This window comes from Edaphobacter sp. 4G125 (genome assembly GCF_014274685.1).
Taxonomy (GTDB): Bacteria; Acidobacteriota; Terriglobia; order Terriglobales; family Acidobacteriaceae; genus Edaphobacter.
The window spans coordinates 2,442,437-2,465,874 of sequence record NZ_CP060393.1 but is presented as its reverse complement, the minus strand read 5'-3'; the positions used below and the strand labels follow the sequence as shown (position 1 = coordinate 2,465,874).

The window sequence follows — 23,438 nt, the reverse complement described above, 5'->3', positions numbered from 1 at the left end:
TTCCGAATCTAAGCACCCGACGACCCGGGGAAAGATAGCACGTGCGCGCATTTATTACTGGAGCGACTGGCTTTGTGGGATCGCATGTGGCGCGTCAGTATGCCGCCGCAGGAGCTCAGCTTCGACTCCTCACGCGTAAGACCAGCAATCTCAATTCTCTGGAAGGTTTGAATGCCGATCTCGTCACAGGAGATCTGCGGCGGCCGGAAGAATTTCAATCCGCGCTCCAGGGGTGCGATGCTCTGGTCCATGTAGCAGCGGACTATAGGCTGTGGGTCCGCGACCCGCAGGAGATGTATGCCGCCAACGTCGATGGAACGCGAGAACTTCTGAAACTCGCTCAGAAGAGCGGAATCGGACGCATCATCTACACCTCCAGCGTCGCAACCATGGGGTTCAAATCCGATGGTTCGGTCGTCGATGAAGAGACTCCTGTTTCTCTGGCAGAGATGATTGGCCACTACAAACGATCAAAGTTTCTTGCCGAGCAGGAGGCGGTCAAGGCAGCAGCTGCTGGTCAGCATGTGATCATTCTCAACCCGACAACTCCTATCGGCCCCGGCGACATCAAGCCGACTCCGACAGGAAGAATCATCGTTGATTTTCTCAATCGTAAGTTTCCCGCCTATGTGGATACGGGATTAAATCTTGTCGATGTCTCAGAAGTTGCGCGTATGCATCTTGCTGCTCTCGACCACGGAACTCCGGGCAGGCGCTACATCCTTGGAGGAGAGAACCTCACCCTGAAACAGATTCTCGATCGCATGTCCGCCATCACGGGTTTGCCCTCGCCCACGAAGAAAGTTCCTCACGCCGTTGCGATGGGGTTTGCCTTCTTCGATGAGACGATTACGGGACGCCTCCTGAAAAAGGAGCCGCGAGCGACCGTTGAAGCTGTCAGGATGGGGAAGAAGATGATGTTCGCCTCCTCCGCGCGGGCCGAACGCGAGCTTGGCTTCTGCGTGTTGCCGATCTATCACGCGCTCCGTTCTGCGATCGACTGGTTTGTGAAGCATGGTTACGCTCCTGCCTTCGACAGGTCACAGCTATGAGGATAGGAATTATCGCTGCGTTGCCAGGCGAATTGAAGCCCTTAGTCCGTGGTTGGAAGAAGCAGCCATTGGGGGGCAAGGGTCTTACTCTATGGAAGACCTCTCGCAACAAGAACGATCTTGTTGCAGTATGCGGTGGCATGGGCGCGCAGGCGGCCATTCGGAGTGTGGCAGCAGCAGAATCCTTTGGGAAGCTCGATCTGCTGATCTCTGTAGGATGGGCTGGCGCGCTGGATAAGAGCATTAAGACGAGACAATGCTACCGCCCTTCTCGGGTCATTGACGTGGGGACCGGAGAAAGGTTCTCCGCCGCAGAGGGCGATCCAATCACGTTGGCGACTGCGACTCATGTGGCAGATGCCAATGAGAAAGGTAGGCTCCGCCAAAGCTACGGAGCCGCACTGGTCGATATGGAAGCCGCAACGATCGCTCGTCTCGCCCTGATACGAGAGGTGCCCTTCTTTTGTTTCAAGGCGGTATCGGATGCATCGGAAGCAGAACTGCCTGACTTGAATGAGTTCATCGACCCACGTGGACAGATGCGAATGCCGTCGTTTCTATCCCATGTTGCGCTGCACCCTAAATTCTGGGGACCTCTCTGGGAGCTTGGAAGAAACAGCACTCTAGCGGCCCAGGCGATGGCTAAAGAGATTAATCAATTTCTTGCTGCAAAACATGTCCAATAAACGAAGAGGAGCCGTTTAGATCCGTGACACAAACCCAGTTGCCAAAGACGATGCGAGCCGCCGTTTATCGCGGAGTGAACGATGTACGTGTAGAATCCGTCCCTGTTCCCGAGATTGGTCCTGGCGAGGTTCTTGTCAAAATTCACACTTGCGGAATCTGCGGAACGGACCTCAAAAAGATTCACACCGGCTCACACTCTGCCCCGCGAATCTTCGGACACGAAATGGCAGGCATCGTAGCCGCGATTGGAGAAGGTGTCTCCGGCTTCAAAATCGGAGATCGTGTCATGGCGTATCACCACATCCCTTGCGGCGAATGTTTCTACTGTCGTAAACATACGTTCGCACAATGCGAGACATATAAGATAGTCGGTTGCACAGCGGGCTTTGAGCCCTCCGGCGGTGGCTTTGCGGAATATATCCGCGTTATGGATTGGATCGTTCGTCGCGGACTGGTAAAAATTCCAGATGATGTTTCCTTTGAGCAAGCATCCTTCATCGAGCCTGTAAACACATGCTACAAAGCAATCGATCTCCTCAAGCTACAGCCCGATGAAACGGTGTTAGTAATTGGTCAGGGACCCATTGGGATTCTTCTTGCGGCACTGGCTCGTAGAACCGGAGCCACTGTGCTAACGAGCGATCTCTACCCGGAGCGTCACGCCATCGCCGCCAAATTCGGGTTAGATCACCCCTTAGATGCGCGTGGAGACGTCGTGGCCGCCGCAAAAGCGGCTACCGAAGGACGCGGAGCGGACGTAGCTCTCGTTGCCGTTGGCGGAAATTCCTTAATTCAGGTAGCTATGAACGCAATCCGTTCTGGTGGACGTGTCATGCTGTTCGCTGCAACCCAACATGGCGAAGCTCCATTCGATCCAGCTGCTGTCTGTATGGATGAGAAGACCTTGATGGGATCATATAGCGCATCTGTCGCAATCCAGGATGAGGTCACTCGGCTTGTACTCGATGGTTATGCCAAGGACTTCGACCTTACGCAACTGATCTCACATCGTTTCTCCATTGAAGATGCAGTTGCTGCGATAGAGATGGCCTCCAACCCGCAGCCGGACTCTATGAAGATCGTTATCCAACCTTGAGAAAGTGCTTGTCATTCTGAGCGGAGCATCGCTCCGTGAAGAATCCCTGTATTGTCCTCATCCCATGTCATTTCGACCGAGCGTTAGACGAGCGGAGAGATCCCCGCATTTTTCACGCACACAGGAATGCTGGGTAGGCTCTTCGTGGATGGCTTATTCTCGATTTCGCTTCTTGATCTCGACGTTCAGACGTTTGATCTTCTGATTCAAAGTCGAAAGAGGAATACGGAAATATTCCGCCGCTTCGGTCTGGTTCCATTGGCAACGTTCAAGCCGATCCGCGATGATGCGGCGCTCGATCTCTTCCATCAGGTCGAATAGGGAAGCATTCGGCTGCTGCTCCAGGATATTTGCGGTGTAAGTATTTCCCGTCAGTTGGGCAGGAAGAAGTTCCGGGTGGATCGTCTTATCCGTTGAAAGAACTACTCCGCGTTCCATCGCGTTTTCCAGTTCGCGAACATTTCCAGGCCATTCATACTCCATCAGTACACGCAGGGCCTCGGGAGAAAGAGAGCGCTCCTCCATCCCATTTTCCGCGGCATACAGCTTCAGAAAATGCGTTGCGAGCAGCGGAATATCTTCGCGACGCGAGCGAAGAGAAGGAAGTTCGAGCGTAATCACATTCAGGCGATAGAACAGATCTTCGCGAAAACGACCCGCCCGCACTGCATCCTGCAGGTTCACGTTTGTTGCAGCAATAATGCGTACATCAACCTGAATCTCCTGTGTTCCTCCGAGATGCATAAACCGGCGATCCTGCAAAACACGAAGGATCTTCGCCTGCATGTCCATCGTCATAGTGCCGATCTCATCGAGAAAGAGTGTGCCGCCATTCGCGACTTCAAAGAGCCCTTTTTTAGCAGATATCGCAGAGGTAAACGCTCCTTTGACGTGGCCGAAGAGCGTAGATTCCAGTAGCTCCGATGGAACTGCGCCAGTATTCACAGGAACGAACGGACGCTCACGACGAGGAGAATTGGAATGAATCGCCTTTGCGATTAATTCCTTTCCAGTTCCACTCTCTCCTTGGATGAGGATCGTCGACCGGCTGGGAGCAACCTGAGCAATCAGATCAAACAGCTTTAGCATCGGCTCGCTTTTGCCGACAATATTTTCGAAGTTATATCGTTGCTTCAACGTGCGCTTGAGCTGGATAACCTCTTCTTCAGCACGATGACGCGCGATTGCTGTCCGGATATCTGCCAGAAGCTTCTCATTGTCCCACGGCTTCTGAACGAAATTTTCTGCGCCCGCACGAATGGCCTCAACGACATTTCCCATTGTCCCAAAGGCGGTAATCATGATGACGGGAAGCGTTGGATACATCTCTACGATGCGCGGCAGCAGGTCCATTCCACTCTCGCCTGGAAGAGCCAGATCGAGTAGCAGCAAATCAAACTGGTTCTTGGCAAGCTGCTCCATTCCGGATGTGCCTTCCGTGGCCAGCACCACGGTGAAACCTTCGAGCGCCAACATCGTCTCAAGAGACTCACGGATCGCTACCTCATCATCGATGATCAGAATGCGTGGACTTCCAGCAATGCGACTTGCAGGACGAGAATCAGTGGTTTCTGTAATAGTCTCTGTGCTTATTTCAGGCATGAATGGTTTTCCTGTCGGATTCCTGTATGGCAGCGACGATCGGAGGCGTCAGTACTCTTCCGGCCGAGACCGGGAACTCTAATTGAAAAGCCGTTCCAACACCGACTTCGCTCTCAACATGGATCTTGCCTGCATGTTCTTGCATGATACCGTAGGTCACAGCCAATCCCAGTCCAGTTCCTTTGTGTCCACCTTCCTGTGGTTTGGTTTTGGTTGTAAAGAAAGGATCGTAGATACGATTTAGATGCTCTCGTTCAATGCCACTGCCCGTATCTTGAATACGCACTAAAACACGGCCTGTACCGCGGAAAGTAGCGATGCGTAGCGTCGAATTTGGAAGGCCGAACATGGCATCCTTGGCATTCAGCATCAGGTTCAACACCACCTGCTGAAGCTTGCCGCGATTTCCATGAATCGGAGGCAATTGAGGATCAAAGTTAGTCTCCACCCGAATCTGCGCTGTCTTGAGCTGGTGTTCAAGTAGAACAAGAGTATCCCGCAAAAGTTCGTTCAGATCGACATTCGTAAATTCGCTCCCGCTGGTACGGGAGAAATTCAACAAGCCGTTGACGATCTCTGATGCCCTGAACGTTTGCTGCGTAATCTTTTCTAGCACCGGAGCCAGCCGTTCATCATCCCGCATATGCTTCGTGAGCATCTGGGCATAGCTTGAAATGACCGCCAGCGGCGTATTGACTTCGTGGGCAACGCCCGCGGCCAGCAGGCCAATGGAAGAAAGCTTCTCGGACTGAGTCAGCTGCGCCTCCATCTGGATGCGATCTGTGATGTCATCGACCAGGATGATGCGGCCAATCGTAACGAAGTTACGAGTGACCAATGGGGCAATCGCGATATTGGCGACGCGGGACTCTCCTGTCGGAAGAACTAGACGGAATTTATAGAGAGTATGGGTTCCTTGTTCCTCGCGAACCGAATTGAACCGGCTGACAAAATCAGCAGGGAACAGCGCTGAAATGGGCTGACGCAGTGCCTCCGCGCGTGGCTTTGCGAACATGACCTCCATTTGAGCATTCCAACTCTCCACCCGATCTTCCAGATCCACCGCGAAGATGCCGATGTTAATGGATTCGACGATATTCTCATTGAATTCTTTGAGTCGCTCAAAATCGGTGATCTTCTGTTCGAGCCTGCGATAGAGCTGGGCGTTCTGAATTCCAATTCCAATATAGCCCGCCAACGATTCCAGAACTTCCATTTCTTCGCTCGACAGAAAGTCGCCATCATGCGTCCTGCCAAGCCCGATCACCGCTACAGTTCGTGTCCCAGAACCCTCCCGGTTCGCGACCCGACAAGGAACGTAATAGTTCAGATCAAGGCGCGCAGCTGAGAGCCGCTGCACCTCCGGCAGACGTAGAACCTGCTGGGGATTCTCAAGAAAGATATGGTTGTTCGCTGTAGGGCGATCAAAATCGAGAAAACCAAGATCGAATGGATTCAGCTCGCCCGATGAAAGATTCATCAGACCATGCGATGCCGCGAGCTCAAATGACTGGCCTGAACGAAGGTTCTCGCCCTCGCGTGCAAGAAAGACCGCCACGCGAGTAACCAGAAGAGCTTCAGGCAAACGCTCGACAATCGAATCCAGCAGCGCCCGAAGGTCCGTCTGCGAATTGAGATCACGGCCAAACTCGATCAGAGTCTCGCGATAGTCAAAGCGCCGCTGATCGAACATGCGATCCACTCGGGCCTGAATTGCTCGCTTAAGCGGATCGAAGATAAGACCGGTGACGATGATGGCCAGCAAAAGCCCCCAGGTCCGCAGGCTTGGCAACCGCGCATGAACCATCTCGGCCGTTACAGCTACGACACCAAAGTAAAGTCCAACAAGCGACGCGGTCGCAAGCGTATATGTAACACCGCGTTTGAAGATAAGGTCTACGTCCATCAGGCGGTAACGAACAATCGCCCAGCTGAATGTCAGTGGCAGAAAGACGAGCGAGAGTCCGGCCAGCTTCGTAAGCAAGCTGGGAACATGGACATCTGCGAGATAGGGAACGGAAACCAGTGTGAACGGCGTTACGGCTAACAAGGTGCCGCGCGTCAGCCATTTCAACTGCTGGCGTTCGAGGGGAGAATCCGTTGTGCGATAACGAATCCAGAAAACAATGGCCGCGATCACATAGTAAAACGCGAGGTATGCTACCGAAATCTGATCCAGTCTGTGACGGAGAATGCCCGTTGCTGCCCAGTAATGTAGCGCCCAGTACTGCAACCCAATAAGGAAGATCCCTGGGAGATAGAGGGCCGTACAAAGGATGCGCCGACCGAGCTGGTTTGCGGGCTGCCGATAGTCGTCAGAGAAGTTGACAGCAAAATGCAGGAACAATGCCGGCTGCAACGCGCCGGCAATAATATTGCCCCAATAGATAATCCAGTCGAAGGTATCCAGTTCTCCGGTGTACTTGAATGAGTACAGGACAAACGACACCAGGCAGAAGACATAAAAGTGTGTTGACTTCGGTGCAGTCCATCGACGAAATAAAACGTAAAGCCCGATGAAAAGATAAACAAGAGCGATAAACCGAAGTCCCTGATTGATCGAGCGGTCCGTCGGCTCCAGAATGACCTGAATATCGAGCCGGGCCGCATTCTTCAAATCTGAGCTATGAGAAATTGGCCGCAAAATCGAGTACGTCGCATGGGCCCAGATTCCGCTGCGAAACATCTGCCGCACTAAGGCTGGCATCTGGCTTACCGGGTGATCGTTGACCCCGGTAAGATAATCTCCGCTCCGAATACCCGCGCGAAATCCCGGAGACCCCGCAGGAACATACTGGGCTTGAAGTCCCCCAGAAGTTTCGACCCAGGTCACTCCGTCCGTCGGAACTTCAAAACCGTTTTCCCGCTGTAAATTGATTAATGCAAGTGCGCAGGCCGCCAGGGTCGCGATCGCAAGAGCGATCGCCAAAATACGCGTTTGGGCAGCGTTCTTCATGGAACCTTAAACAACGTCGAGCACATAGCGTGCCAAACATTACGTCTGTGATTGAGCAGCGATTTGCGCCAATCTGCCCATCGCGACATATGAAAAATCATAACCCCTTTCATAATTTTGAGATAGCTAATGCCAAAAAATCACCTTCCGCCATTCATCACAAAACTTGCGCTGAAAATACCGACCTTCGAAATTTAATCTTCCTGTAACATTAAAAGAAGAGGTCGATGGGGTTCATGCGTTCTGAAGTCGAGGTCCAGGAAGGGTATGTCTCTGTAAATGGGGCCCGTCTCCATTTTCATCGAGCTGGCTCAGGCACCCCTCTCCTTCTCTTACATGGACTCGTTGGCTCAGCCAAAAACTGGCAGCAGAACATTCATTTTCTGGCACAACATGCTGAAGTGTATGCGGTGGACCTCCTCAATATGGGGGAATCCGAACGTATTCGAGGACTCGATTCGAGCCTTGAAGCAACCGCAGACCGAATTGCCGCGTGTATGGATGCTCTGGGGCTCGAAACCTCCGATATAGCAGGGCACTCCCATGGCGGCGCAGTTGCCATGATGCTCGCGGCACGCCATCCGCATCGTGTCCGTCGATTGGTGCTCTTCGCTCCGGCGAATCCGTATTGTGATTTAGGAAAACAACTGATCGCCTTCTATCAGACACGGTTCGGAATGTGGTTTGCGCGTCAGATTCCCTGGCTTCCACGAACGCTCAAAGCCACGGCGCTCAGCCGAATGTATGGAAACCCCGCGCGGGTTCCGCAAGAGGCGCTCGATGGTTATACGGAAGGTCTTCACATTCCCGGAACGATCGATCACGTTCTCAGCATTGTTCATGGATGGTCAACTGACATGAAGGAGCTGCGCGAATCTCTCACACTTCTTGCTGAAAAACCCGTCCTGTTGGTCTGGGGAGATCGCGATCGGGCTGTTGGTTTGGCCTCCGCCACAAAACTCAGAAAAAAGCTGCGGCGCTCAAACCTGATCGTTCTGCCTGGAGTCGGTCACATCCCTTTCGAAGAGATGCCCGAAGCCTGCAATAGCGCCATGAAAGAGTGGCTCACGGCACCTCTGCCGCAACGTTAGGCTTATCGACAAACTCAAATTTGACATCTTAAAAGTGTCATCCTGAGAGCCTTTGCAACAACGAGGTCAACGGATTTGCGGTTTTCGTTATCCCAGTCCGAACTCTTCTTTCAGCCATTCCCGCATTGCATCCTGCATCTGGTTCAATTTGGCTCCGGGAAAGTTCGGTGTTCCTTGAAAGAAGTGCTCCGCACCTTCAATCCATACAATCCTCTTCGGATCGGCTGCCCGAGTCAGCATCGGTTCAACCTGTGCACGAGGACCAAATTGATCCTCCGTCCCACTGATAAAGAGCTTTGGTTGGGTGCATTTTTCGAGAAATTCATATGTATAACTCCGACCCTCCGCGCGATAAGGAACCCCTAAACCTACAAGCCCCCTCACACGAGGATCGCCGCATCCTGCTTGCAGCCCAATAAAAGACCCAAACGAAAACCCGGTCATCAGGACAGGAAGATGAACAGTAGCATCCAGCCAGTCCAACGCGGCACGTGCATCCTCCAGTTCTCCTCGTCCATGATCATGGATCCCTTCGCTCAAACCTACACCGCGAAAGTTGAATCTCAGCACCGGAAGACCCAGTCCGGAGAAGACCTTCATCGCGTGATAGACGACCTTGTTATGCATCGTCCCTCCACCCAATGGGTGTGGATGACAAACCATCGCAGCAAAACGTGCATCTGCGCTGCCGCTATTCAGCACGGCCTCCAATTTGCCTGCACTTCCACGGAGATCATCAATGGATTGGATTACAGGTGCTTGAGAAGAGATCATCGTATTTATCGCTCGTTCTCCAGTGTATCGAGGACAGTGTCGTATCCTTGAATAACTTATGCCCGTCGATCCCATTCAACTCACCCGGCAGCTTGTCGACATCGAATCCACCACCTATCACGAGGGCCGTGCAGGAGCCTTCCTCCATGCCTTTCTCGAGCGCGAGCGTTATCAGGTGGAGCGCATGCCGGTTTCGCAACCCGATCGCGTTCTGACGCCGGGAGCAGGGGATGGTGAGCGATTCAATGTCTATGCCGCACTGTCCGGCGTCACGCCGGACGTGGTGTTGTCCACACACATGGACACTGTCCCACCGTATTTCGCTTCCAGCGAAGATGAAGAGTTTCTCTACGGACGCGGGACCTGCGATGCAAAAGGCATTATTGCTGCTCAGATTGCCGCGGCCGAACGCCTTCGCGAAGCCGGGGTTAAAGTCGGCCTGCTCTTTGTTGTTGGAGAAGAGCGCGACTCCGCAGGTGCCAAAGAAGCCAACCTCCATCCCAAAGGGTCGAAGTTCCTTATCAATGGCGAGCCCACTGAGAATCGCCTCGCGCTTGCCTCCAAGGGTGCCTTGCGTGTGGAACTCCGCGCAAAAGGAAGGATGGCCCACTCCGCCTATCCCGAACTTGGAGAATCCGCCATCAACAAACTCATCGAGGCGCTGCATGATGTCCTGGCCATGCCTCTCCCGGCCGAGCCTGAGATCGGTCCTTCTACGCTCAACATCGGCTTGGTTGAGGGGGGACGCGCTCCGAACGTAATTGCCGATAAAGCCGAGGCCCATCTCCTGATCCGGCTCGTTGGTCCGTCCGAAGAGATTCGTCAGAATATCTTGAACGTCGTCGGCGATCGTGCAGACGTGTCCTTCTCCCTCGATCTGCCCTTCGTGAAGATGCGCAAAGTTGGCGACCTTCCCACGATGGTGGCAAAATTCACCACCGATATTCCATCTCTCACCGCCTGGGGGGAACCCTTCCTCTTAGGTCCCGGCTCGATCCACGTCGCCCACACCCCAGATGAGAGGATCGCCAAGAAAGAACTCCTCGAATCCGTTGATCTGTACTACAACCTCGCCACCAGTCTCGTTAGCTGAGCGATGGTGTCGTCATCCCGTGTTGAACCCAGAACGATACCTGCTAATTTCGCCCTCGTTTTCCTCATCGGCGGCCCGTTTCAAACGGGCTTAACATAGAAGCATGGCTGCCGAATTTACCCACCTCCATCTGCACACGGATTACTCTCTCCTCGATGGCGCGTGCGACGTCGATAAACTCGCCAGTCATCTGAGCAAGATCGGTCAGAAGGCCGCCGCCATGACCGATCACGGCAATATCTTTGGCGCCGTTCACTTCTTCGATGCCATGAAGAAGAAGGACATCAAGCCCATCCTCGGATGTGAACTCTATCTATCCGAGACTGCGGACCACCGCGAAATGTCCGGTGGATACAACCATTTTCTGGTGCTGGCCGAAAATGAGGAGGGCTACCGGAATCTTGTCCGCCTCACCAGCGAGGCCGCCCTTCACGGCTTCTACCGCAAACCTCGTGTCTCTAAGGAATTTCTCTCCCACCATACCAAGGGGCTCATCGCCTTCTCCGGTTGCCTTGCAGGCGAACTCAACCAGCATCTGATGGCAGGGAAGTACGACGACGCCAAGAAGACCGCCGGCATGTTCGAAGACATGTTCGGCAAAGGAAACTTCTTCCTCGAAGTACAGGACCACGGCCTCGAACCCGATAAGCCGGTTCGCGAAGCCCTCTACCGTATGGAGAAGGAACTCGGAATCCCTCTCATCGCGACCAACGACAGCCACTACGTCGCCAACGATGACTCTCGCGCACACGAGATCCTTCTCTGCGTCCAGACCGCGGGAAGCATGAACGATCCCAATCGGTTCAAGTTCGATACTCAGGAGTTCTACATTAAGTCGGCCGACGAGATGCATCGTCTTTTCGCCGACAACCCTGAAGTCTGTACTCGCACCATGCAGTTCATAGACCGCTGCAACCTCAAGCTGAACAAGGTCGATAATCCCTTCCCTGAGTTCCCCGTGCCCGAAGGCCACACCCTCGATAGCTATTTCGAGCAGGTCTGCCGGGAAGGCCTTCGCAAGCGTCTTGATACTGCCGTCGCGCACCTTCGCGAGACCGGAAAACTTCGCAAGACCATCGCCGACTACGAAGAACGCCTCAATCGCGAGCTGGACTGCATCAAGCAGATGAAGTTCCCAGGCTACTTCATGATTGTGTGGGACTTCATCCGGTATGCCAAAGAGCAGGGAATTCCCGTTGGACCGGGTCGTGGTTCCGCCGCCGGCTCTCTCGTTGCCTACGTCATGGAGATCACCGATATCGATCCTCTTCAGAACGAGCTTCTCTTTGAGCGCTTCCTCAATCCTGAACGCGTGTCCATGCCCGATATCGATATCGACTTCTGCATGAACCGTCGTGGCGAGGTCATCGAGTACGTCAAACGCAAGTACGGCAACGATCAGGTCGCGCAGATCATTACCTTCAACACGATGGCGGCGAAAGCCGCAATCAAGGACGTAGGCCGTGCTCTTGAGATGCCGTATGGTGAAGTCGACCGCATCGCCAAGATGATCCCGGCCACGATCGGTATCACCATCGGCGCGGCTCTCAAAGATGGCGGGCCTCTCGCCACCGCTTACGATAGCGATCCCAAGATCAAAGAGCTCATCGACACGGCCATGCGCCTCGAAGGCCTTGTACGTGGTGCTGGTGTTCACGCTGCCGGTGTGGTCATCGCTCCCAAGCCCCTCACTGAGCTTGTCCCCGTCACTCGCACCAAGGACGAAGCAACCGTCACGGCCTATGACATGAAGGCCGTCGAAAAAATGGGCCTGCTCAAGATGGACTTCCTTGGGCTGACTACTCTCACCGTTATCGACGACTGCCTCAAGTTGATCAAGCAGACCACAGGTGCAGACGTTGACATGGCAAAGGTTCCGCTCGACGACGAGAAGACCTACGAACAGGTCTTCCATCGCGCACTTACCTCAGGCATCTTCCAGTTTGAATCTGGCGGCATGCGCGATGTGCTCCGCCGTTACAAGCCCACCACTGTCGAAGACCTCACCGCTCTTAATGCTCTCTACCGCCCTGGCCCGATTCAGGGCGGCATGATCGACGACTTCATCGAGCGCAAATGGGGACGTCGCGCTGTCGAATACATGTTCGATGAGCTGGAGCCCATCCTCAAAGAGACCCTCGGTGTCATCGTCTATCAGGAGCAGGTCATGCAGATCAGCTCCGCCATCGGCGGCTACTCGCTTGGAGGAGCCGATCTCCTCCGTCGCGCGATGGGGAAAAAGATTGCCGAAGAGATGGCCAAGCAGCGCGACCTCTTCATGGCAGGTGCCGTCGGGCTCAAATTCGACAAAACCAAAGCCGGTCAGCTCTTCGACCTGATGGAGCAGTTCGCAGGCTATGGCTTCAACAAATCACACTCGGCTGCCTACGCTCTGCTCGCGTACCACACCGCCTGGCTCAAGACGCACTACCCGGTCGAGTTCATGGCCGCCCTGCTCACGAGTGAAACCTCCAAGCCCGAAAACGTCGTCAAGTACATCGGCGAATGCCGCGAGATGAACATTCCCGTCGTTCCGCCCAACGTGCAATTCTCCGATGCTAACTTCACTCCCAGCTTCACGGAGAACGGCAAAGCCATCGGTTTCGGCCTCGCCGCCATCAAGAACGTCGGTCATAACGCCATCGAGTCCATCCTCACGGCGCGTGCCGAACTCCGCCAGGAAGGGAACCAGGGTTTTGCTAGCCTCTGGGAGTTCTGCGAAAAGGTTGATCTCAGTAAGCTCAACAAGCGTGTCCTCGAATCGCTCATCAAGGCTGGCGCAATGGACAGCTTCGGCCCTCGCGCTCAAACGACTGCCGCACTCGACAGGGCGATTGAACAGGCACAGAAGGCCCAAAAAGATGCTGCCGCCGGCCAGCATGGCTTGTTTGGAATCTTCGATTCCGACCCTTCCGCTTCCTCCAATGACCACCAGGCTTTGCCCAACGTCCCCGAGTGGGATGAACACACCCGCCTGCAGAACGAAAAAGAAGTTCTGGGCTTCTTCGTCTCCGGTCACCCGATGGACAAGTACCGGGAAAAGCTGCGAAACCTCAAGGTCGTCGAGGCAGCCACTGCGTGTGAGATGAAGCCAGAACCGCAGGTTTTCCGCAGAGGCCGCGACGAGCAGCCACAAAACGAAATTCAAATAGCCGGTGTGATTACCGGCTTGAAGGTCGCAAAGTCTAAGCGCTCCGGCGAACTCTACGCGCAAGCCACGCTCGAAGACACGACTGGAAAAATCGAATTGATTGCGTTTCCTCAGTCCTACGAAAAGCTGGCAGAAAAACTCAAGATTGAAGTTCCGGTAATGATTCGCGGTGTCCTGCGTGGCGAAGAAGACTCGGCCCCCAAACTTGCCATCTCCAATATTCAGGCACTCGAAGACGTCAAGATCAAGCTTCCCGAGGCTCTTCGCATCAAAGTTCCACTCCACAACCCTGACGCAGCTCTGCTCGAAAAGCTTCACGACATCCTGATCGCCGCACCCGGAAAGGGCAAACTTCTTCTCGACCTCGAAGAGCCGGGCGAGTTCTGCGCCGTACTCGAACCCAATGGTGTCACAGTGGCCGCCGACCGTCTCTTCATCGATCGCGTCGAAGAACTGGTGGGTCAGGGAAGTGTCCGCGTTATCGAGTAACCTGACCCGACTCACCTGATATGTCATTCCGAGCAAGTTGGCGTCATCAGACGGCAGCGAAGTCGAGAACTCCCCTTATTTAGGGTGTCATCCTGAGCGAAGAGCCTGTCCTGAAGGGACCTGCATTTGCATCTTGCAGACCCTGAAGCCCTCAGGCGCAGAGATTCTGACAGCACCGGACCCCGCGCGTTTCGCACTTACTCTATCCGGGATACGTCCGTTGTTTTGCCCTGAACAGGCAACCGGGCACTATTGTCATGGATCGCATACAATCAAGAGGAAGATATGGCCGAAAAAGAAGCAGGCAGAGCAACGCATGGCATCCCAGCCGCTCCTCCTCCGGTTCCAGAAGCTTGGGTCAGGACAGAGTTGGCACGAAATCCGCAACGTCCCTATCCTATGGACTTTATTCAGGCGATCTTTACAGGCTTTAGCGAGATTCACGGTGATCGGGCTTTTGGTGACGATCAGGCAATGTCCTGTGGCACGGCCTGGTTTCATGGTGAGCCGGTTATGGTCATCGGCAACCTGAAAGGCCGTACCCTCAAGGAGCGTGTCGCCCGCAAATTCGGTTCGCCCGATCCCGAAGGCTATCGCAAAGCTCTTCGCGCGATGAAGATCGCCGAAAAATTCTCTCGCCCCATCTTTACCTTCATCGATCTGGCTGGCGCGTATCCCGGCATCGGCGCAGAAGAGCGCGGACAGAGCGAAGCCATTGCGAGAAACCTGCTCGAGATGTCCCGCCTCCGGGTTCCCACGATCGCCACCATTACTGGTGAAGGCGGCTCAGGGGGTGCAATTGCGCTTGCACTTGCCGACCGTGTCCTCATGCTGGAGAACGCGATCTACTCCGTCATCTCTCCCGAAGGCTGCGCCTCCATCATGTGGAAGGACGCGAACAAAAAACAGCAGGCCGCGGCTGCGCTGAAGTACACCGCAGCGGACGTGCAGGCGCTCGGCTGTGTTGATGAGGTGCTCGCAGAACCTCCAGAGGGAGCACATACCGATCCCGCAGCGATCTTCGCGACCGTCGATGAACGGTTGCAGTTCCATCTTGCTGCATTGCGCAGCTTGTCTGCCGGTCAGCTCCTCGAAGAACGCTATAGAAAATTCCGCAACATCGCTCAGTTCTATACCAGTGAATCCGATCAGACCGTAGCGACCAGCGCATAACTCCGGAGTCCATCTGTTGTCGTCCGTCTCCGCCCCTGACATCTCGCAACCGCGCACCGGACGAACCCTCCAGCTGGTGCGTTTTATCGCCGCACTTGCGTGGGTGGCCTCGTCGCGGCTGCTCGCTACCAGCTCTGCCCGTGGCCTCACTAATCGCTTCAATATCGATGCTGTACTCCCGCTTCTGCGGTCGCTCATCTTTCTCTTCCTGCTCGTTGTCGGGTTCTCGGTGCTCGAGACGCTTGCGCGACATCGCTCTTCCGCCCGCGGGATTCTTGGTCTTCCAAACCGATCCACATGGAAAAGAGAATGGCTCTTAGGAGCAGCTCTTGGCTGGGGAATGGTTCTCATCACCGTTCTTCCCCTGGCCCTCACCGGCCATCTCTACGTCACGTTCTGGACCCAGCCCGGAACTCTCCTTTATTGCACCCTCGCTCTTCTCGCACTGCTGGTTTCTTCGCTCATCATCGAGGTCATCTTCCGCGGATATCCCTTTCGATGCATGGTGGAAATCGTCGGTCCAGTCATGGCGACCATCATCCTTTCCGTGCTCTATGGCGTAGCTCAAGCCATCGCCAATGGAGCCACCTCACCTGCGACCTATATTGCGGTGTGGGCCGGGATCGTTTTCTCAGTCGCCTGGTTCAGGACCCATGGCCTTTGGCTTGCTTGGGGAATGCGTTTTGCATGGATGGCCAGTATGGGAGTTCTCTTTGGCCTTCCCGTCAGCGGAAGCCAAGATTTTTCTGTGCTCATTCAAACCATCGCCTCAGGGCCGCTCTGGCTCACTGGCGGAAGCTACGGCCCCGAAGCCGCTTGGCTTAGCGCGCTTGCACTCCTCGCGGGGCTTATTGTGCTTGTCCGTATCACTCGCGACTATGCCTGGAACTATACTCATCCCCCCATTATTCCGGGCGGCTATCCGATGGAAGCCAAACCCCCGGCGGCTCATGTTGCCATGGAGCAGGCTCAGCAGAATCGGCCTCCTGACCTTGTTCAGATTCTCCCGACTTCTCCGCAGGGTCGTTCCGCGGGAGATCCTCCCGACGCCTGAATCGTTTGATTTGTCCCCACCTCTTGCCAAAATAGAATCAAAAGGCGCAAAGTTATCTGTATCTGAGGTGCTGCCATGGCCACCCGCACGCACAGATGGATTCTCCTCGCAGGATGTATTCTCCTTTCCGTCCCGGCCCTTCAGTCGCAGGTCTTTGTTGTTGGAGAAAAGACGGCGACCGCCGATATCTCCACTTCATTTACCCCCACAAATATTCCTCTCTCCTCCGAGAAGCTCAATGAACGTGGGCGTCGAGAGCTCGTCCGGAACCTCGAGGCCGAGCAGGGATTTGCTCACCGTCCGATCCCCATCGGCGTCTTCAGCCTGAAGGCAAACGGAGACCTCTCACCAGGGGGCGATAAATATCGCCAGATGATCTACCAGAAAGGCCAGGCTGCCGGGGTCGGAGATCGCATTGTCATCACCGCTCTCACCGTCAAAGGCGATCAGATTATCCTCGACCTCAACGGCGGTCCCTACGCGAAACACCGCTTCCTTAGCCATGTTTCGTTCAATGACAACCCTGTCACAGCGACTACGGGCGAACGGCCAATGGGATCCAGAATCAATCTTGTCTTTCCCGGCGGCATCCCCGACATCTCTGCACCTGAGATTAAGGCGCTCCTCGAACCGGTGATTGATTTTGGCGTCAAATCCGGCGAACAAGCCTATGCCGACACACTCCCTCCTCGACTTCGCAATGCCATCGCTGCACATGATGTCCTCGTCGGCATGAACCATCGCATGGTTCTGGCAGCCTTAGGAGCTCCGGAAAATAAATTGCGAGAGCAGCAGGGAGAAGATCCCAACGGACCGCGTTATGAGGAGTGGATCTACGGTCATGTCCCGCAGACAGTTAAGTTTGTCCGTTTCGTTGGCGATCGCGTAACCCTCGTGAAGATCGCGGAGATGGGTAAGCCTCTCCAGATTCATGATAAGAACGAACTTGAAGATGGCGAGATGCCGGCGAACACCCGCCAGATTGCCATGGGTGATCGTACCCCCGGAAAGGATGGGGACGAAAGTGCCGCGCCTCCCCCTCCGACGCTACGTCTTCCAGGAGAATCCTCTTCTCCAGCTCATTCGCAGGGCAAAGTCCAATATCCTTCCGACAAGAACGCCAGCCGGTCCGCGGATCGTCAACCGATTCCAGCCGCTCCCGGCTCTCCAGCCGACCCGAATAGCCAGATGGATCCACCCACGACAGCGCAGCCCAACAACCAGCCTCAGGACCCCACCCGTCCCCAGGCTCCACACCTTGGTTCCACCCCGTAGTCATAGAACCGGCAACGTTGTAAAATCATAAGAGCCACAACCGCAGTTCTTCTTCTTCGATTTTTACCGCGGCCTTGCCCGGACAATCCCTGAGAAGTTCCGGATGTTGATCGATGCTCGAATCCAGCATCACGCATCCCAGCGCGCGAGCCGAAACATTCGTACCAGGAGAGCAAGATTATGGCGAAGATTGCCAAAACAGGCGACCGTAAGAAGGTCATGGACACACAGAAGAGCACCGATTGCCCCAAGTGCTCCAAACCCACCCGTATCGTAAAGCGCGTCAAGGACCGCGAACGCGGAGTTCCCGGCGGAGTCTATATCTCCTGCTCGGCCTGTGAGTTCTTCGAAAAGCTCTAGTTCGTTGAAAAGGCAGGAAAAGGGCCCTACACGGGGCTCTTTTTTCTTGTCCGGTCAGTGAACCGACCCGAACACCCTATCTCAGAACAAACTTTCCAGGACCCAAACCGTCCAATCTGTGTTTGACGGGGTTCCCTGGAAAGCATAGGGAATCAAAGTTGTACAAAAAATAACAGTCGCCTTACTTGACGACTGTCGCTTCCTCCGGGCAGACTCAAGTCCGGAAAGTAGGGACCACCCTCGATATGAGCACCATTTCAGCACCTGATTCATCTTCTCGTAACCTAGCCTCTCTTCCGCACTTTGACAGACCAACGTACTTGATGTGTCCACCGGAGTGGTATGACGTCGATTACGTCATCAATCCGTGGATGGCCGGCAATCTGCATCGTCCCTCCCGCGACCTTGCCTATGCGCAATGGAAGGAGCTTCACAGCCACCTTCAGCGTTTGGCCGATGTGAGACTGATTCCTGCGCAGAAGGGCCTGCCCGACATGGTCTTCGTCGGACACACCGCCCTCGTTCAGCACGGCGTTGTGGCTCTCTCCAGTTTTGCCCACCCTCAGCGCCAGGCCGAAGAAAAGCACCTGCGCCGCTGGTTCGAATCCGCAGGTTTCCTCCTCTGGCAGACGCCTCGTGAGACATCCTTTGAAGGAGAAGGGGACGCGCTCTTTAATGCCGCTGGTGACCATCTTTGGGCCGCGCACGGCGTCCGCACCTGCCTTCAGAGCCATCGCCATGTCGCCGATGCCTGGCACGTCGGCGTCAGCTCACTGCACCTCGTCGACCCGCGCTTCTACCATCTCGACACCTGTTTCGCTCCGCTCTCGGAAGGTCACCTGCTGTATTTCCCCAAGGCATTCGACAAGCCCTCGCTGGCCCGTATTGAAGAAGCCTTTGCCCCGGAGATGCGCATTGTCGTCACCGAAGCCGAAGCTGCTCGCTTCGCCTGCAACGTCATCAACCTGGGGCGGGAGATCATTATGGGGACGATGGGGACTGATCTCGCCAATCGCCTGATGAACTTGGGCTACAACGTCACGGAGCTGAACCTGAGCGAATTTATCCGTGGTGGAGGATCAGCGAAAGCTCTTGCCCTCCGCCTCAGCGACTCTCGGGTAACTCACGGACTTCCGGCCCACCCTTAATCAAGCCAACACACTCTGACCTCGATGCCCGTACAGGACGCTGTTTTAGCGTATCCTGCGCGGGCATCAATATTTTCCTTTCCCCCCAATCCATAACCTCTGCACTGCGAAATCCCCAATGCCCACGCGCCTTTCGTTCACTTTTCCCTCTCAAAAACTTGACACGCCCTGCTACTGTTAAATCAGGGAACAAGAAGCCCGGCCCCTGGCCGGGCTTTCGCATTTAAACTCTGCCGGAGATTGCCGCCCGCCAACCAACCGGGTACCCCATACATAGGGCATCACCACCGAAGTACGAACCTAAGCCATCTCTTTCGAATACTTTGCAACAAAACACCCAGGGGGAGGGACACCCATGACCGACCACGCCATCGAACGACGCTGCGGCTCCGCCTCACTCCGCAGCGAGCACTTCTGCTACTACCACCACACCACCCGCCTGCGATCTCCCCACTGACACCAAACCACTCGTCCTGCAAAACCTCAATGCCCAAACCACAACAGATGCGGGTACCCCCTCCACCCACACCAGCAGTGAGAACATGCGGACCAACCCATTTTCAAGATGCGGACTTCAAACCGTTCTCGCCGCAGCAATCTCATCCACAATCGCACGAGCTGCTTTAGCTGGGTCTTCTGCTCGTGTGATCGGGCGCCCCACCACCAACAGGGAAGCACCCCGCGAGATCGCCTCGCCTGGACTCGCAACCCGCCGCTGATCGTCCACTGCGGACCCTGCAGGGCGAATCCCCGGAACGACAAGAATCGCCTCAGGACCGATCTCGCTTCGAAGAGACGCAGCCTCCTCAGGCGAACAGACCATGCCATCGATGCCACAGTTCTTTGCCAGGTGTGCCAGTCGCAGGGCTTGCTCCGCCGGAGAAGCCGAGACTCCAACCGAAGTAAGCTCTCCCCGGTCCATGCTGGTCAGCACCGTCACAGCGATCAGCCGGGGAGCCTGGGGAAGCTGCTCTGCGGCCTCGGCCGCTGCCCGCAGCATCGCTCCGCCCCCTCCTCCATGCACGGTCAGCAGCTCCGCCCCTAGGCCAGCTACTGATCGAACGGCCCCAGCCACGGTGTTCGGAATATCGTGAAGTTTTAGATCGAGAAAGATGCGGAAGTCGCGTTTCTGCAGGCTCTCGACAAGAGAGTTGCCCGCGGCGTAGTACAGCTCCATACCGACCTTCAGCCAGCGGCAGCTGTCTTCCAGGCGATCGACCAGGCCGAGCGCAGCTTTCGCATCTGGAACATCCAGCGCAACGGCAAACCGGTCCCGCGGATCAGCGGAGAAAAAGGCATTGTTTGTAGGAGTTTTCACAGCTTCAGTCTAGCTGAGGTTTTCTTCCGAGGCAGAAGCGCGCTCGACTGAAGCTGTGGAACGGGCGAAGAAAGGGAATTAGATTCCCTGTCCGACCGCGACCGGCATCTGGAGCTGGGCAATCAGCTGTCGGGCCATCTCCGGATCGCCAGGACGAAGTGTTTCCAGCTTCACCTTGGCAATTCCGCTGATCCCGACCGCCTTGGCTGCTCCATACGAGAGATCGACGATGCGATTCTCGGGAACAGGCCCCCGGTCATTGACCCGAACGAACACAGACTTGCGGTTCTTCAGGTTGGTTACACGGATCCAGCTCCCGAGGGGAAGACTCCGGTGCGCACAGGTGAGTCCATTCATATCGTAGGACTCCCCGTTGGCGGTCTTCTTGCCCTGGAAGTAGTGTCCGTACCACGACGCCACACCGACTTGAAACCAGTGACGTCCTTTTCCTTGCTGCTGTTCTGGACCCTTTACGGTGTCCTTCACAGGTACAGAAGGATCGCTCGCCGACGCTGTGATTCCCAACGCCGAAAGCAGTGTCACGATAACAAGCCCACGCCGGGGTGAGACAACAGCATCTCGCAGCTTCGCAGGAATGATCTTCATGGCACCTCCTGTTAACATTGTCCCGGGGAAAACGTTGCTAAGTCAATCAACACCATACACTTAGCTGTAAAATTTAGTTGCAGATAATAATTAGAGTGTGCTAAAGAAGATCGGAGTTGCCAATTCGATATTCGGCCTTAAATCTCCCACTTCTGGGTCAAATCCGCTCTCTCTGGACCGGATCTGACAGAAACACAAAAAATTTGAGAAATTATAAAAAAAGGCTTTTTGCCCCGGATTTCAGGCAGGGAGACCCGGATTGTGTCCTATGCAGACTGTTCTTTCCATCGCTGGGTTTGACCCCTCCTCCGGAGCAGGAATCACCGCAGACCTGATGGTCTTCGCCGCGCACGGCTTGTTTGGGACCTCTGCAATCACCAGCTTGACGGTCCAATCGACGTTGGGAGTACGAAACAGCCAGCCTGTTTCTCCCGATCTGCTGCGCGAGACGCTCGATTGCCTCCATTCCGATCTTCCTCCTGCTGGAGTGAAACTGGGAATGCTGGCGACCCTGGAGATCGTATCTGTAGTAGCAGACTACCTGGAGCGTTTGCGGTCGCTTTCTCCAGTCGCGCCGATCGTGCTGGATCCTGTTTTGCGTTCCAGCTCAGGCAGGGAACTGCTGTCCCCGGGAGGGCTTGCCCTCCTCCGAGAACGCCTCCTGCCGCTCGTAAACTGGGTGACCCCCAACCTGGACGAGCTAGCTCTTCTCTCTGGGCTGAAAGTTACAAACCAGCAAGAGATGGTTTCGGCAGCACAGGCGTTAGCGAAAAACTGTCCGAAGTTGAATATCGTGGCTACGGGAGGTCATCTGGATCAACCGGACGATCTTCTGCTGACAGCCGAAGGGGAGCAACATTGGATTGTTGGCGAGCGGATCGACAGCAACTCTACTCACGGGACGGGCTGCGCATTTTCGAGCGCCTTACTCAGCAGGTTGGTTCGGGGCGAAGCGCCATTGGAAGCGACAAAGGGAGCAAAGGAATATGTAGCAGAAGCCATTCGCCGTGCCGTTCTACTCGGTTACGGCAAGGGGCCACTGAACCATCTTTGGCCTCTTCGCTGAGGGAGCTGCGGCTTTGCTACCTTAAAGAGGTATGCCTCTAACCCTTGTTCTGAATGGTCAGTCCCGTGCATTTTCCGAACTTGCTCCGTCCGCCAGTCTTGAAGACCTGGTCAAAGAACTCGGACTCAAAGGAGACCGGGTTGCGGTCGAGCATAACGGCGAGATCGTTCCCAGAACAGCCTGGGCTGCTACACATCTGGCCGAAGGCGACAAACTTGAGGTTGTACATTTTGTCGGCGGCGGGATTGGCTAGGCTTTGCCTGTGACCTCGCGGAGCAACCTCTCCCACTGATCGCCGTAGTCTGTCCAGCCACCGAGAGACTTCACCCGCCGGATCGAGGCTTCGCTCATCCGTTGACGCAGGTCGGGATCGTCGACAAGCTGCTGCATCCTGTCAGTCAGGGTTTCGACATCACGAATAGGAACGATAAACCCTTCTTTATCATCTGTAAGGACGTCTGGACCTCCAGTATTAGTTGAAGCAATAACCGGGCACCCCGTGGCCATGGCCTGACTCAGCACCATCCCGAAACCGTCTTCAATGCTGGGTAGAACCAGGACATGGCTCTTTTGCATCCATGCTGCAAGCTGAGGTTGCGGAACAGCTCCAAGAAACTCTACATTCTCCTTCGGCATGCGCTCCAGGATCGGACGAATCTCATTACTGATGGAGCCTACGAACCGGAGCCTCTTGTGAGGATGCTTGAGTTTTGAAAAAGCCTCCAGCAGATAGGGAACTCCCTTGCGAAGGCTGACTGAGCCGGCAAACAGGACGTCGAAGGTCTCACGAGAGTGCTCACCTGCCGGCTGGAACTTCTCCAGCCGAACACCGAGAGGGATGGTCCTGATCTTTCCCGCAGGAACGCCCATCTCGACAAACGACCGAGCCGCAAAGCCGGAGGGGACCGTAATCAAATCGGCTGTCTCGTAGATCTTTTCTTCTCGGATGGTGTCACGCTCGTCGCTGACCGGAGCATCGACACCCCAGCGACGGTATTCGTCGGAGACAATCTGCTCCTGATAGCGTTGGTGAGAAGAACCTCGATCGCAGATGAACACTCCGCCTTGTTGCTGGATCTTGCGGCCGGTTTTCAAGCCAGCCCCGGAGATTGCGATAAAGACGTCGCAGGCGGGGATTCTTCGCAACGTCCAATCATCGAAGGCGAGCGCATTGCTGTATCCGAATTGATCGGAGAGCCAGCGATTTCCTATGCGGTACTTCTGCAGAAGGAACTCTGTCGTGTGGAGCCAGGGAAAGGTCTCAACCTTGGAGTGAGGTACACCTTCCCGCTGGAGTCTTTTCCAGGGGAAGGTGGAATAGATTACCGAAAGATGTCCGCGGCGTTCGAGCTCGCGCGCGAGTTCAAAATGATGGAAGACGCCAAAGACAGCCTGAACAATTCTCATGAGGAAGATGGGGAGGGAGAGATCCTCAAAACCGATACTA

General features: G+C 55.2%; 19 protein-coding genes. 13 read left to right on the top strand and 6 right to left on the bottom strand.

Annotated features, from left to right (window positions below; all coding sequences use genetic code 11):
- The first annotated feature begins 41 nt into the window (after nucleotides 1–41).
- Genes hpnA through H7846_RS10360 form a run of 3 tightly spaced genes read left to right on the top strand, consistent with a single transcriptional unit; the run spans nucleotide 42 to nucleotide 2,835 of the window.
- Complete coding sequence (hpnA, locus tag H7846_RS10370) at nucleotides 42–1,052, top strand: hopanoid-associated sugar epimerase (RefSeq protein ID WP_186691911.1); 1,011 nt, start codon at nucleotides 42–44, stop codon at nucleotides 1,050–1,052.
- Nucleotides 1,049–1,738: a phosphorylase family protein gene (locus H7846_RS10365; protein ID WP_186691910.1), complete on the top strand. Its 690-nt coding sequence runs from the start codon at nucleotides 1,049–1,051 to the stop codon at nucleotides 1,736–1,738. The genes hpnA and H7846_RS10365 overlap by 4 nt, the downstream gene beginning before the upstream one ends.
- A 50-nt stretch (nucleotides 1,739–1,788) precedes the next feature.
- Nucleotides 1,789–2,835 carry a zinc-dependent dehydrogenase gene (locus H7846_RS10360; RefSeq protein WP_186696308.1) on the top strand — a complete coding sequence of 349 codons (1,047 nt, stop codon included), beginning with the start codon at nucleotides 1,789–1,791 and terminating at the stop codon, nucleotides 2,833–2,835.
- A 153-nt stretch (nucleotides 2,836–2,988) separates the two neighbouring features.
- On the opposite strand, the gene H7846_RS10355 is transcribed toward H7846_RS10360, so the two are convergent.
- Both H7846_RS10355 and H7846_RS10350 read right to left on the bottom strand, forming a co-directional pair.
- Entirely contained in the window at nucleotides 2,989–4,437 is a 1,449-nt protein-coding gene (locus tag H7846_RS10355; protein ID WP_186691908.1) for a sigma-54-dependent transcriptional regulator, read from the bottom strand.
- On the bottom strand, nucleotides 4,430–7,393 hold the full coding sequence (locus H7846_RS10350; protein ID WP_186691906.1) for a GAF domain-containing sensor histidine kinase: 2,964 nt from the start codon (nucleotides 7,391–7,393) through the stop codon (nucleotides 4,430–4,432). Before H7846_RS10350 ends, H7846_RS10355 begins: the two co-directional genes overlap by 8 nt.
- A gap of 236 nt (nucleotides 7,394–7,629) precedes the next feature.
- On the opposite strand from H7846_RS10350, the gene H7846_RS10345 reads away from it, so the two are divergent.
- Nucleotides 7,630–8,484, top strand: a complete 855-nt coding sequence (locus H7846_RS10345) for an alpha/beta hydrolase (protein WP_186691904.1) — start codon at nucleotides 7,630–7,632, stop codon at nucleotides 8,482–8,484.
- Nucleotides 8,485–8,571: 87 nt separating this feature from the next.
- Here H7846_RS10345 and H7846_RS10340 read toward each other — a convergent pair whose 3' ends face one another.
- Nucleotides 8,572–9,258: an alpha/beta hydrolase gene (locus H7846_RS10340; RefSeq protein ID WP_186691902.1), complete on the bottom strand. Its 687-nt coding sequence runs from the start codon at nucleotides 9,256–9,258 to the stop codon at nucleotides 8,572–8,574.
- 58 nt (nucleotides 9,259–9,316) lie between these two features.
- On the opposite strand from H7846_RS10340, the gene H7846_RS10335 reads away from it, so the two are divergent.
- The 7 genes from H7846_RS10335 to H7846_RS10305 all read left to right on the top strand — a co-directional run bounded on the left by H7846_RS10335 (nucleotide 9,317) and on the right by H7846_RS10305 (nucleotide 19,001).
- A complete protein-coding gene (locus tag H7846_RS10335; protein ID WP_186691900.1) occupies nucleotides 9,317–10,351 on the top strand; it encodes a M20/M25/M40 family metallo-hydrolase in 1,035 nt (344 codons plus the stop codon).
- Nucleotides 10,352–10,454: 103 nt separating this feature from the next.
- The gene (gene dnaE, locus H7846_RS10330; RefSeq protein ID WP_186691898.1) at nucleotides 10,455–13,991 is read left to right on the top strand and encodes a DNA polymerase III subunit alpha; all 3,537 of its coding nucleotides are present in this window, start codon (nucleotides 10,455–10,457) and stop codon (nucleotides 13,989–13,991) included.
- Between the two features lie 285 nt (nucleotides 13,992–14,276).
- Nucleotides 14,277–15,164, top strand: a complete 888-nt coding sequence (locus H7846_RS10325) for an acetyl-CoA carboxylase carboxyltransferase subunit alpha (protein WP_186691896.1) — start codon at nucleotides 14,277–14,279, stop codon at nucleotides 15,162–15,164.
- 16 nt (nucleotides 15,165–15,180) lie between these two features.
- Nucleotides 15,181–16,218 carry a type II CAAX endopeptidase family protein gene (locus H7846_RS10320; RefSeq protein ID WP_255460545.1) on the top strand — a complete coding sequence of 346 codons (1,038 nt, stop codon included), beginning with the start codon at nucleotides 15,181–15,183 and terminating at the stop codon, nucleotides 16,216–16,218.
- 75 nt (nucleotides 16,219–16,293) lie between these two features.
- Nucleotides 16,294–17,493, top strand: a complete 1,200-nt coding sequence (locus tag H7846_RS10315; protein WP_186691895.1) for a hypothetical protein — start codon at nucleotides 16,294–16,296, stop codon at nucleotides 17,491–17,493.
- Between the two features lie 180 nt (nucleotides 17,494–17,673).
- Entirely contained in the window at nucleotides 17,674–17,853 is a 180-nt protein-coding gene (locus tag H7846_RS10310; protein ID WP_158787744.1) for an Rcat domain-containing protein, read from the top strand.
- Nucleotides 17,854–18,098: 245 nt separating this feature from the next.
- Nucleotides 18,099–19,001 (top strand): dimethylarginine dimethylaminohydrolase family protein, encoded by a 903-nt coding sequence (locus H7846_RS10305; protein ID WP_186691894.1) that lies wholly within the window; start codon nucleotides 18,099–18,101, stop codon nucleotides 18,999–19,001.
- Between the two features lie 574 nt (nucleotides 19,002–19,575).
- Here H7846_RS10305 and pyrF read toward each other — a convergent pair.
- Both pyrF and H7846_RS10295 read right to left on the bottom strand, forming a co-directional pair.
- Nucleotides 19,576–20,319 (bottom strand): orotidine-5'-phosphate decarboxylase, encoded by a 744-nt coding sequence (gene pyrF / locus H7846_RS10300; protein WP_186691893.1) that lies wholly within the window; start codon nucleotides 20,317–20,319, stop codon nucleotides 19,576–19,578.
- Nucleotides 20,320–20,397: 78 nt separating this feature from the next.
- A complete protein-coding gene (locus H7846_RS10295; RefSeq protein WP_222597490.1) occupies nucleotides 20,398–20,925 on the bottom strand; it encodes a septal ring lytic transglycosylase RlpA family protein in 528 nt (175 codons plus the stop codon).
- 268 nt (nucleotides 20,926–21,193) lie between these two features.
- Here H7846_RS10295 and thiD point away from each other — a divergent pair, with 268 nt between their 5' ends.
- Entirely contained in the window at nucleotides 21,194–21,991 is a 798-nt protein-coding gene (gene thiD, locus H7846_RS10290) for a bifunctional hydroxymethylpyrimidine kinase/phosphomethylpyrimidine kinase (protein WP_186691891.1), read from the top strand.
- A 31-nt stretch (nucleotides 21,992–22,022) separates the two neighbouring features.
- A complete protein-coding gene (gene thiS, locus H7846_RS10285; RefSeq protein WP_186691890.1) occupies nucleotides 22,023–22,244 on the top strand; it encodes a sulfur carrier protein ThiS in 222 nt (73 codons plus the stop codon).
- On the opposite strand, the gene H7846_RS10280 is transcribed toward thiS, so the two are convergent.
- Nucleotides 22,241–23,398, bottom strand: a complete 1,158-nt coding sequence (locus H7846_RS10280) for a glycosyltransferase family 4 protein (RefSeq protein ID WP_186691889.1) — start codon at nucleotides 23,396–23,398, stop codon at nucleotides 22,241–22,243. The genes thiS and H7846_RS10280 overlap by 4 nt on opposite strands.
- Between the last annotated feature and the right edge of the window lie 40 nt (nucleotides 23,399–23,438).